Annotated in this window: 10 protein-coding genes; 9 read left to right on the top strand and 1 reads right to left on the bottom strand. The window is 73.2% G+C overall.

Annotated elements, in window-relative coordinates:
- Window positions 1–11: 11 nt before the first annotated feature.
- From AC5L36_RS22395 to AC5L36_RS22375, 5 genes are read left to right on the top strand one after another with little or no spacing between them, the layout of a single operon-like run.
- A complete protein-coding gene (locus tag AC5L36_RS22395; RefSeq protein ID WP_441218631.1) occupies window positions 12–3,038 on the top strand; it encodes a glycoside hydrolase family 38 N-terminal domain-containing protein in 3,027 nt (1,008 codons plus the stop codon).
- Window positions 3,035–4,249, top strand: a complete 1,215-nt coding sequence (locus AC5L36_RS22390) for an enolase C-terminal domain-like protein (protein ID WP_441218629.1) — start codon at window positions 3,035–3,037, stop codon at window positions 4,247–4,249. The genes AC5L36_RS22395 and AC5L36_RS22390 overlap by 4 nt, the downstream gene beginning before the upstream one ends.
- The gene (locus AC5L36_RS22385) at window positions 4,246–5,199 is read left to right on the top strand and encodes an aldose epimerase family protein (protein WP_441218628.1); all 954 of its coding nucleotides are present in this window, start codon (window positions 4,246–4,248) and stop codon (window positions 5,197–5,199) included. The genes AC5L36_RS22390 and AC5L36_RS22385 overlap by 4 nt, the downstream gene beginning before the upstream one ends.
- The gene (locus AC5L36_RS22380; protein WP_441218626.1) at window positions 5,196–5,942 is read left to right on the top strand and encodes an SDR family NAD(P)-dependent oxidoreductase; all 747 of its coding nucleotides are present in this window, start codon (window positions 5,196–5,198) and stop codon (window positions 5,940–5,942) included. The genes AC5L36_RS22385 and AC5L36_RS22380 overlap by 4 nt, the downstream gene beginning before the upstream one ends.
- Before the next feature lie 18 nt (window positions 5,943–5,960).
- The gene (locus AC5L36_RS22375) at window positions 5,961–7,052 is read left to right on the top strand and encodes a DUF5005 domain-containing protein (RefSeq protein WP_441218624.1); all 1,092 of its coding nucleotides are present in this window, start codon (window positions 5,961–5,963) and stop codon (window positions 7,050–7,052) included.
- 4 nt (window positions 7,053–7,056) lie between these two features.
- On the opposite strand, the gene AC5L36_RS22370 is transcribed toward AC5L36_RS22375, so the two are convergent.
- Entirely contained in the window at window positions 7,057–8,634 is a 1,578-nt protein-coding gene (locus AC5L36_RS22370; RefSeq protein ID WP_441218622.1) for a DNA polymerase domain-containing protein, read from the bottom strand.
- A gap of 51 nt (window positions 8,635–8,685) precedes the next feature.
- Between AC5L36_RS22370 and AC5L36_RS22365 the strand changes: the two genes are divergently transcribed.
- From AC5L36_RS22365 to AC5L36_RS22350, 4 genes are read left to right on the top strand one after another with little or no spacing between them, the layout of a single operon-like run.
- The gene (locus AC5L36_RS22365; protein ID WP_441218620.1) at window positions 8,686–9,063 is read left to right on the top strand and encodes a nitroreductase family deazaflavin-dependent oxidoreductase; all 378 of its coding nucleotides are present in this window, start codon (window positions 8,686–8,688) and stop codon (window positions 9,061–9,063) included.
- Between the two features lie 54 nt (window positions 9,064–9,117).
- Window positions 9,118–9,537, top strand: coding sequence for an ArsR/SmtB family transcription factor (locus AC5L36_RS22360; RefSeq protein WP_441218618.1), 420 nt, complete (start codon window positions 9,118–9,120; stop codon window positions 9,535–9,537).
- Window positions 9,534–10,355: a VOC family protein gene (locus tag AC5L36_RS22355; protein WP_441218617.1), complete on the top strand. Its 822-nt coding sequence runs from the start codon at window positions 9,534–9,536 to the stop codon at window positions 10,353–10,355. The genes AC5L36_RS22360 and AC5L36_RS22355 overlap by 4 nt, the downstream gene beginning before the upstream one ends.
- Window positions 10,355–10,726: a nuclear transport factor 2 family protein gene (locus tag AC5L36_RS22350; RefSeq protein ID WP_441218615.1), complete on the top strand. Its 372-nt coding sequence runs from the start codon at window positions 10,355–10,357 to the stop codon at window positions 10,724–10,726. The genes AC5L36_RS22355 and AC5L36_RS22350 overlap by 1 nt, the downstream gene beginning before the upstream one ends.
- Window positions 10,727–10,862 lie beyond the last annotated feature (136 nt).

Genomic DNA, 10,862 nt, shown 5'->3' with positions numbered 1-10,862 from the left:
GGAGTCCCACCTTGACAAGTCGGCTGCTGCGGGCGAGCCTCGGCTCGCCGGGCTACGACGACATGCGCGCCACCTTGCGTGCCGCCGGCGCCACCGCCGTGGCGGGCGACGTGCGGGTCGCCTGCCTGCCCCTCTTCCGGGCGGACCCGTCGCGGCAGGCTGTGCGGGTGACCGGCGCTCCCGAGGGCGCCACGGTGAGCGTCCGCGACGGCGACACGCTCGTCGACCGGGCCGCCGCCGGCACCGACCTGTGGGTGCCCGAAGTGGACGCGCCGCGCACGTTCACCGTCGCGGTCGAGGGGATCGGCGAGGCGGAGCTCGTCGTCACGCCGCAGCGCAAGTGGACGGTCCACGTCGTACACCACTCGCACCTCGACATCGGCTACACCGACCGGCAGGGCGTGGTGCTCCGCAACCACCTGGAGTACCTGGACTCCGCGCTCGACCTCGCCGCCGCCACCGACGACTGGCCGGACGAGGCGCGCTTCCGGTGGACGGTCGAGTCGGCGCTGCCGGTGCGCCGCTGGCTCGACTCCCGCGACGCCGCCGCCGTCGACCGGTTCGTGGGGCTGGCCCGCGCCGGGCGCGTCGAGGTGACCGCGATGCCGTTCCAGCTGCACACCGAGGCCTGCTCGGTGGAGGAGCTGCACCGGATGCTGCGGTTCACCGACGACCTGCGGGAGCGGCACGGCATCCCCGTCACGTCGGCGATGCACACCGACGTGCCCGGCGCCGTGGTCGGCTTCGTCGACGCGCTCGCCGCCGGCGGCGTGCGGTACCTGTCCGCGGCGCACAACTGGGCCGGCCGCTCGGTGCCGTTCCTCACCGGCGGGCAGGACCTGGGCCGGCCCTTCTGGTGGCGGTCGCCGGCCGGCGAGCGGGTGCTGGTCTGGTTCACCGACACCGCGCACGGCATGGCGTACATGGAGGGCAACGTCGTCGGCCTCGCGGAGAGCTTCGCCGCCGCGTCGTCGCTGCTGCCCGGCTACCTGTGGTCCCTGGCCCACCGCCCGGTGCCGTACCGCAAGGAGGCGTTCGGCTGGAGCGGACTCGACGGTGTCGAGCTGCACAAGCCGCCGTACCCGCACGACGTGCTGCACCTGCGCGTACAGGGCGGCAACGCGGACAACGCCGGCCCGTCGATCGTGCCGCCGTCGGTGGTCCGCGAGTGGAACGCCACCTACGCCTGGCCCAAGCTGCGGATGTCGACCAACAGCGCGTTCTTCGAGGACGCCGAGGAGCGGATCGGCGACGCCATCCCCGAGCACAGTGGAGACTGGACCGACTGGTGGGCGGACGGACTCGGCTCCGGCGCCCGGCCGCTCGGGTACGCCCGGCGGGCCCAGCACGCCGTCCGCCACGCCGAGACGCTCCACACGCTCGCCGGCACGCCCGCGACGTCCGAAGTGGACGCGGTCTACGACAAGCTCGGCCTCTTCGACGAGCACACCTGGGGCGCGGCCAACCCGTGGCACGACCACGAGGATGGTTTCGACTCCGGTGGCCTCCAGTGGGCGCGCAAGTGCGAGATGGCGTACTCCGGCGCGGACGACGCCGAAGACCTGCGGCACGCCGGGGCCCACCGGCTCGGCGCCCGGTTCGCGGCGGCCGGCGGCGCGCTCGCCTCGTACCTCGTCGCCAACCTCGGTCCCGCGGACCGCACCGACCTCGCGGAGGTCTTCCTGCCGGCCAGCGTCGTCCCGCTCGACCAGCAGGTGTCCATCGTGGACGCCCGCACCGGCTCGGCGGTGCCGCACCACGAGGAGGCCGTGCGCTCCGAGGACTGGCCGACCCGGCCGGCCGGGCGGCGCCTGTCGTTCGTGCTCGCCGGCGTGCCGGCGGTCGGTCACGCCCGCGTCGACGTGGTCGCCGGCACCGGCCCCGCGGTCGCCGAGGAGCTGGACGGCTGGCAGATCGAAAACGAGTACTACCGGGTGAGCGTCGACCCGCGCGAGGGCACGCTCACGTCCGTGTTCGACAAGCGGGCCGGGCGCGAGCTGGTCAACGCCGCCGCGTACGCGGGCATGAACCAGTACGTGCACGAGCGGTACTCGACCGCCCCGCACGTCAACCACCTCTCCGGCCACGTCGAGGCACCCCACGGCGACCTGGCCCTGCTGGCCGGGCGGTCGATCGGGCGCCGGGCCTCGCTGGTCCGCGCCACCCGCACGGCGGTGGGGGAAACCCTCGAGGTCGAGCTGGACGCGGACGGCGCCCGGTGGCTGCGCACCACGGTCACGCTCACCGCCGGCGTCGCGCGCGTCGACGTCACCAACCGGCTCTACAAGGAAGGCGCGCCGGCCAAGGAGAGCGTCTTCTTCGCGTTCCCGTTCGCGATGCCGGCACCGGTCGCCTGGGAGCTGACCGGCGGCGTCGGCGGCGGCGACGCGCCCACCGTGCCCGGCGCGGCCCACCACATGACGCCGATCCGGCACTGGGTCGCGTTCGACGACGGGGAGGTGACCGCCGCCTGGGCCACGCTGCACGCGCCGCTGGTCATGTTCGGCGACATCTACCTGCCGTACGCGCCGTTTCCGCCGACCATCGCGCCCGAGCCGGCCGAGCCGGGCACCGTCTACTCCTGGGCGATGAACAACATCTGGGACACCAACTTCCCCGCACAGCAGCAGGGGGAGACCACCTTCCGGTACGCGATCGGGTCGGCGGCCGGGGCCTCACCCCGCGAGCTGGGGCAGGCGGTCGCCGCCGGGTTCACCGACGCGTTCGTGGCCGTGCCGTCGACCGGGACCGGCGCGGCGGCACCACCGGACGGGCGCTGGGCCACAGTGGACCATCCACTGGTGCGGGTGGCCGCGATCGGCCCGTCCCGGCGCGGCCACGACCTGGTGGTGTACCTGGCGTCGGCGGCTGGCGATCCGGCGGCCGTGTCGCTGACCGTTCCGGGGATGCGCGCGGCCTTCGTGGGCACGAGCCTGGAGCGTTCCCTCGCCCCACTGTCCGTCTCGGACGGTACCGCGACCGTGACCGTGCCGGCCGGGGGCTTCGTCGCCGTCGCCATCGACAGGGCGCGGTCGTGAAGATCGTCGACATCCGGGCCACCACCGTGACCGTGCCGCTCGAAGCGCCGCTGCGGCACTCCAACGGGGCGCACTGGGGCCGCTTCGTGCGCACCATCGTGGAGGTCGAGGCGGACAACGGCCTCGTCGGGCTCGGCGAGCTGGGCGGCGGGGGAGAGAGCGCCGAGCAGGCGATCCGCGGCCTCCGCGAGTACCTGGTCGGGCACGACCCGTTCGCCCTGGAGGCGCTCCGGTTCGCGATCGCCAACCCGACCGCGAGCCTCTACAACAACCGCACCCAGCTGCTCGCCGCCATCGAGTTCGCCTGCCTCGACCTGATCGGCCAGCACCTCGACGTGCCCGTGTACGACCTGCTCGGCGGCAAGCTGCGGGACCGGGTGCCGTTCGCGTCGTACCTGTTCTTCCGCCTCACCAACCAGTCCGGCGAGGGTGACGTGCGCACCCCGGAGCAGCTCGTCGCGCACGCCCTGGCGCTGAAGGAGGAGCACGGCTTCACCGTCCACAAGCTCAAGGGCGGGGTCTTCCCGCCGGAGTACGAGCTGGCGTGCTACCGCGCGCTCGCCGCCGCCCTGCCGCCCGGCGACCGGCTCCGGTACGACCCCAACGGCTCGCTCTCGGTGGCCGAGGCGCGGCGCTTCGGGGAGGCGATCCGTGACCTGCCCAACGAGTACTTCGAGGACCCGACCTGGGGCCTGAACGGGATGCGGCAGCTGCGCGACCTCGGCATCCCGCTCGCCACCAACACCGTCGTCGTCAACTTCGAGCAGCTCGCCACCAACGTGCGCGATCCCGCCGTCGACGTGATCCTGCTCGACACGACGTTCTGGGGCGGCATCCGCCCGTGCGTCAAGGCGGCCGCGGTGTGCGAGACGTTCCAGCTCGGCGTCGCCGTGCACTCCTCCGGAGAGCTGGGCATCCAGCTCGCCACCATGCTGCACCTCGGTGCCGTCCTGCCCAACCTCACGCACGCCGCCGACGCGCACTACCACCACCTGCGCGACGACGTGGTCGCCGGCGGCAAGCTGCCCTATGTGGACGGCACCATCGCCGTGCCGGACGGGCCGGGGCTGGGCGTGCGGCTCGACCGCGAGCGGGTGGCCCGCTACGCCGAGCTGTACAAGGAGCTCGGCGGCTACCCGTACGACCGCGACCCGGCCCGGCCCGGCTGGTACCCCCTCGTGCCGAACGACCGGTGGGCGGACCCCTCGTGACCCGGGCCACCGAGGTGATCGTCCGCGACGTGCCGGCCGTGCGGCTGGAGAACGACGTGCTGCGCGTCACCGTGCTGCTCCACGGTGGACACGTGGTCGAGTTCCGGCACAAGCCGCTCGACCTCGACCTCACCTGGCGCTCGCCGCGGCGTGGCTGGCCGGAGCCGCCGTCGGCGGACTTCTTCGACACGTATCCGGGCGGCTGGCAGGAGGTCCTGCCCAACGGGGGCGCGCCGGCGACGTACCGGGGTGCGGTGCTCGACCAGCACGGCGAGGTGGCGGCGCTGCCGTGGGAGTGCGTGCCGCTCGACGACGGCGTGCGCCTGTCCGTGGCGGCGAAGCGCACGCCGTTCCGGGTCTCGAAGGTGCTGCGCCTCGACGGCGCGCGCCTCGTCGTGTCGGAGACCCTGGAGAACGAGGCCCCGGTCGAGGTGCACGCGATGTGGGGTCAGCACCTCGCCTTCGGGGAGCCGTTCCTCGTGCCGGGCGCGCGGCTCACGCTGCCCGACGGTGTGCGGGTGATCCCGCACGAGTCCACCATCAACCCGCCCCGGCGCGCCGTCGCGCCCGGCGGCCCCTATCCGTGGCCGGTGGTACCCACCCCCGGCGGCGGCACCGTCGACCTGTCGGTGATACCCGAGCCGGGCGCGCCCAGCGACGTCGTCTACCTCACCGGGTTCGACGACGGATGGTTCTCGCTGCGCCGGCCTTCGGGCCCGGGCGTCCGGGTCGAGTGGGACGCGACCGTGCTGCCGTACCTGTGGCTCTGGCACGAGCTCGGCGACACCACCGACTACCCGTGGTGGGGCCAGGCGTACGTCGTCGGGGTCGAACCCTTCTCCAGCTACCCGACCGACGGGCTGCCGACCGCGGTCGCGAACGGTTCGGCGCTCACGCTGGCGCCGCTGTCGTCGCTGTCCCTCGACTGGTCCGTGGAGGTGTTGCCATGAGCGAGTTCGACGGCAAGGTGGCCGTGGTCACCGGCGGCGCGAAGGGCATCGGCGCGGCGGTGGTCGCCCGCCTTTCGAAAGCCGGCGCCTCCGTCGTCTACGGCGACGTCGACGGTGACGGCGTCCGCGCGGACGTGACCGTCGCCGCCGACATGGAGCGGCTCGTCGCCACCGCGGTCGAGCGCTTCGGCGGGCTCGACATCCTCGTCACCAGCGCCGGCGTCCAGCGGTACGGCACCGTCGAGGAGACCTCCGAGGCACTGTGGGACGAGGTGCTCGACGTCAACCTCAAGGGCGTCTACCTCGCCGGCCGCGCGGCCGTCCCGCACCTGCGCGCCCGGGGCGGAGGCGCGATCGTGGCGGTCTCGTCGGTGCAGGCGTTCGTCTCCCAGCGGAGCGTCGCCGCCTACGCCGCCAGCAAGGCCGGCATCAACGCGCTCGTCCGGTCGATGGCGCTCGACCACGCCGCCGACCGGATCCGGGTCAACGCCGTCTGCCCGGGTTCCGTCGACACTCCCATGCTCCGCTGGGCGGCCGACCTCTTCCGCGGTGAGTCCACCGTGGACGAGACCGTCGCGCAGTGGGGGCGCAGCCACCCGCTCGGCCGGGTGGCCCGGCCCGAAGAGGTCGCCGAGGTGGTCGCCTTCCTCGCCAGCGACCGGGCGTCGTTCGTCACCGGCGCCGAGTACCGGGTCGACGGCGGCCTCCTCGCCGTCAACCCCGCATCGCTCCCCCCTTCCTAGGTTTCGGATAGGAGAACCATGCGACGTCGCACCATCCTCGGTGGTGCGGCGGGCGCGGCCGCGCTCACCGTGCTGTCCGCCCGCCCCGCCTCCGCGGCGCCATCCGCCGCCACCGGCACCCCGAACACCGCGCTCAACACCCTCTTCAACACCTACGGCAACTCCGGTGTCGGCTGGACCGGCGCGGACAGCACTTACTCCACACCGCTGCCCGGCGGCCGTCGACTGTGGATGTACTCGGACACATTCCTCGGCCCGGTCAACCCGGACCTCAGCCGGCCGCTGGACACGCCGTTCCTGCGCAACTCGATGATCGTCCAGGATGGACAGCGGCTCACCACCGTGCACGGCGGCACCCGCGACGAGCCGACCACGCTGCTCGCCCCGGCAAGCGGGGACAACTGGTACTGGATCGGCGCCGGCATCGCGGTCGGCGGGGTGCTCCACCAGACTGTCGTCGAGTTCGGCCGTACCGGCACCGGGCCGTGGGACTTCGCCTGGATGGGCACCCACGTCGCGCGGATGTCCACGGGCCGGCTCAACCGCGTCATCGACCTGCGGCCGCTGCCCTCCGGCGCCGAGATCACCTGGGCCGCGTGGCTCCAGCCGATCGGCAACCACCTGTACGTGTACGGCGTCGAGGACCGGGGCGCCAGCAAGTACATGCACGTGGCCCGGGTGGCCGGGCGGGACCTGCGCGGCCCGTGGCAGTTCTGGACCGGCTCCGGCTGGTCCACCGCCGAGGCCGACTCGGCGCGGGTCATCGAGGGCGTCAGCAACGAGTACAGCGTCACCCCGTGGCGCGGCAAGTGGCTGCTCGTCACGCAGGACACCACCGAGCTGTTCAGCGCGAAGATCGTCGGGTACGTGGCGGACAGCCCCACCGGTCCGTTCACCGGCAAGACGCTGCTCTACACCACGCCGGAGACGGGCGCGCTTGGCACGTACGGCAACGCCAACGTGTACACGTACAACCCGCACGTGCACCCGGAGCTGAGCACCGACCGGCGCCTGCTCGTGTCGTACAACGTGAACAGTTTCAACGGCGACGACCTGTACCGGGACGTCACCATCTACCGTGGACGGTTCGTCGACGTGACGCTGGCCTGAGCCGTCAGTCGAGCCGCGGCAGCTTCTGCGGGTGGTCGAGCAGGTCGCGGAAGAGGTCACCCCTCTCCGCGACCCGATCCACTATGGAGCGGATCGTGAAGGCGTCCGGGCGCAGCGCGGGGTCGTCGAGCTCATCCCAGTCGATGGGCGCCGACGCCGGCGCGCCCGGCGCCGGCCGCGGGCTGTACGGCGCGACGAGCGTCTTGTTGACCGCGTTCTGCGTGTAGTCGAGCCGCGCCCTGCCCTCCCGGTCCCTCTTCTCCCACTTCCAGCTCACCAGGTCCGGCACCACGGCGCCGACGGCGCGCGACAGCTTCTCCACCCAGGCGCGGGTGGCCGTGAAGTCCGGGCCCTGGGCGATCGGCACCCAGATCTGGATACCCCGCCGCCCGGTCACCTTCGGCCCGGCGCGCACACCCACGTGTTCCAGGGCGGTGCGGTGCAGGCGGGCCAGCGTCAGGATGTCGTCCCAACCGGTGTCCTCGCCGGGGTCGAGGTCGATCAGCGCCCACGAGGGACGGTCCGGACGGTCCACCGTGGAGGTCCAGGCGTGCCACTCCAGCGCCCCGAAGTTGGCCGCCCACACCAGCGCGGCCGGCTCGTCGACGACGAGGTAGGTCCGCGTCTCGCCCGGGTCGGCGTCCGGGTTGTCCCAGCGGGGCAGCCACTCCGGCGCGTGGTGGGGCAGCTCCTTGTGCCAGAAACCCTTCGTCTGCGCGCCGTTCGGGAAGCGGTGCATGTTGAGCGCCCGCCGCCTCAGGTACGGCAGCACGGTGGGCGCGATCCGGGCGGTGTACGCGAGCAGCTCCCGCTTGGTGACCGGCGGCTCGCCCGGAAACAGCACCTTGTCGAGGTTGGTCACCTTGAGCTGGCGGCCGAAGACGTGCCACACGCCGCCGGCGGGCCGCAGCTCGTCCAGCTCGCGCAGCGCCTCGTCGCCGGCCGGGTCGGCGGAAGCCTTGAGCGGCACGGCGGCGCGGGCGGCCGGCTGGTCGGAGCGCCACATGAGCTCCGGATCGGCCTTGACCTCGTCGTTGGTGCGGCCGCTCAGCACCGACCGCGGGTGGTCCTCCGGATCCCAGCCACCCCGCGCGAACTCGTCCTTCTTGTGCAGCAGCAGCCACCGCTCCCGGTCGCCGTCCTTGCCGGTGCGCACCAGCACGAAGCGGCCGCGCAGCTTTTCGCCGAACATGTCCAGGTGCAGCTCGCCGCCGGCCAGCGCCCGCCCCGGATCCTCGACACCCTCGGCCGGGCGCCAGGTGCCGGCGTCCCACACGATGACGTCGCCGCCGCCGTACTCACCCGACGGGATGATGCCCTCGAAGTCGATGTACTCGATGGGATGGTCCTCGACGTGGAAGGCGGCGCGCCGGGCTTTCGGGTCGAGCGTCGGGCCCTTGGGCACCGCCCAGCTCGCCAGCACGCCGTCGACCTCCAGGCGGAAGTCGTAGTGCAGGCGCCGCGCCCGGTGCCGCTGCACGACGAACCGCGGCGCGCCCGGCTCAGGCCCGCCACCGTCGCCGGAGGGCTCGGGCGTCCGGGCGAAGTCGCGCTTGCGCCGGTACTCGGCGAGCGTACCCATGGATCCTTTTTACCCAACCACGACGGCGGCTACCGCGCGTATGGTGGGCGGGTGGTTCTACCTCGGCGGTTGGCCAGGATCAACAGGGTGGTGAGCAACCGGGTCCTCGGCCCGCTCGCCCAGGTGCTGCCCGGCTTCGGCATCGTGGTCCATCACGGCCGCCGCAGCGGCCGCGAATACCGCACCCCGGTCAACGTCTTCAAGACCCCCGACGGGTACGTGGTGGCGCTGACCTACGGCGTCGGCGACTGGACCCGCAACGTGCTCGCGGCGGGCGGCTGCCAGATCGACATCCGCCGCCACCCGGTGCGCCTGACCGACCCCCGCCTGGTCCACGACCCGACCCGCAAGGCGGTCCCGCTGCCCGTCCGCCCCATCCTGGCCGCGATCGGCGTCAAGGACTTCCTCCACCTCCGCCCCGCCCCCTGACCGATCTGGGCGCGACCGTTGACAATAGTTAGCGCTGGCGTGAACTATTAGAGGGTGAGTGGCGAGCAGGTGGACGAGCTGTTCGCGGTGTTGGCCGATCCGACGCGGCGGCGTGTGGTGCAGCTGCTCGGGGAGCGGCCGCGGCGGGCGGGGGAGCTGGCGCAGGCGGCGGGCGTTTCGGCGCCCGTGGTCAGCCGGCACCTGCGGATCCTGCTGGCCGCCGGTGTGGTGTCCGACGAGCGGGTGGCCGACGACGCCCGGCTGCGGGTGTTCCGGCTGCGGCCGGAGTCGTTGGTGGCGCTGCGGGCCTGGCTCGACCAGGTGCAGGCGCACTGGACGGAGCAGCTCGGCTCGTTCAAGCGGCACGTCGAAGGTCAGGGCAGGCGGCACGTCGACGGCCAGGGCAGGCGGCACGTCGAAGGTCGGGGCACGCGGCACCGCGAGGCCGCCGGAGGCGAGGGGGAGCGGGGATGACGGCGAGGTCCGCTACGGCGTCGGTGCACGTGGATGTGGATCCGGCGGTGGCGTTCGAGGCGTTCACCGGGGAGATCGACCGATGGTGGGTGCCCGGGCCGATCAACGCCTGGGACTTCGGGCGGGCGCTGAGCCGGCGGATCGAGCCCGGCGTCGGCGGCCGCGTGCTGGAGGTCTACGACGACGCCAGCGTGCTGGAGCTCGGCCGCGTCACCGTGTGGGAGCCGGGGCGGCGGCTGGTCTACCGCAGCAGCGTCGACGCCACCGAGGTGGATGTGCGCTTCGAGGCGGACGGTGGCGGCACGCGGGTGCGGGTCGAGCATTCGGTGCTGCCTGGCGGCGACGTCGACGAGGCGGCGCTCTTCTGGCCCAACGTCCTGCACTGGCTGGTGTCGTGGTGCCGCGTCCGCCACACCGATCCGCCGCCGCGGCGGCTCGGCCGGCTCGCTGTCGGCCTGTACTACCAGGATCCGCCGGCCGCCGCGCGCTGGTTGGCGGACGCCTTCGGGCTGCGGTCGTGGGACCGCGTGCCGGGCGAGGGCGAGCGTCCATCGTGGATCGAGCTGCACGTGGGCGACGGGGCGGTGCTGCTCTTCCCCGCGGACGGCAAGCCGGCGCCCGAGCCGGTCTCGCACACCGTCTGGGTGTACGTGGACGACCTCGACGCGCACCTCGCCCACGCGACCGCGCGCGGCGCGACGATCGTCACCGGCGTGACACAGCACGGGTTCCGGTCGTACGTCGCGGCGGACGTCGAGGGGCACCGCTGGACGTTCGTGCAGGCGTCGCCCTCCATGCGTGCGGCCGCGGAGGCGTGATGACGATCGAAGACGAGGTGCGCGCCTTCTCCGCCGTGCGCGACGAGGCGCTGGTGGGCAACGACGCGGCGCGGATCGCCGGCTACCTGACCGACGACTGGGTCTACGTCGGACCGGATGGCGTCACGCCGAAGGCGGACATCATCGGCTGGATCGCGTCGGGGCGGCTGGCACACCACAGCATGGGCGCGGTGGGCGCCGAGCGGGTGGCGCGGGTCGGTGACGACACCGTCGTCGTCTCGGCGCGCAAGGCCAGCTCGGGCACCTGGGACGGCGTGGCGTACACGGCCGACGAGTGGATCAGCGAGGTCTACGTGCGGGTGGCGGCGCGGTGGCGCTGCGCCTTCAGCCAGAAGTCACCGGTCGGGTAGCTCGGCTGTACTTCTCCCAGGCGTCGCGGAGCGGCGTCCAACCGCCGCGCTGGTGCTGACCCCGATCGTGCGGACGGGCACGTTTCAGCCTCGCCTGAAACCTATTGCCGGGCCGCTCCCGCGCGCCGGATCCTCG

The organism is Phytohabitans sp. LZ39 (assembly GCF_059359075.1).
This window is presented reverse-complemented; position numbering and strand designations above follow the sequence as displayed.

Coding starts and splice junctions, on each gene's coding strand:
- AC5L36_RS22380 (WP_441218626.1), top strand. CDS start 5,196: ATGAGCGAGTTCGACGGCAAGGTGGCCGTGGTCACCGGCGGCGCGAAG.
- AC5L36_RS22375 (WP_441218624.1), top strand. CDS start 5,961: ATGCGACGTCGCACCATCCTCGGTGGTGCGGCGGGCGCGGCCGCGCTC.
- AC5L36_RS22370 (WP_441218622.1), bottom strand. CDS start 8,634: ATGGGTACGCTCGCCGAGTACCGGCGCAAGCGCGACTTCGCCCGGACG.
- AC5L36_RS22355 (WP_441218617.1), top strand. CDS start 9,534: ATGACGGCGAGGTCCGCTACGGCGTCGGTGCACGTGGATGTGGATCCG.
- AC5L36_RS22350 (WP_441218615.1), top strand. CDS start 10,355: ATGACGATCGAAGACGAGGTGCGCGCCTTCTCCGCCGTGCGCGACGAG.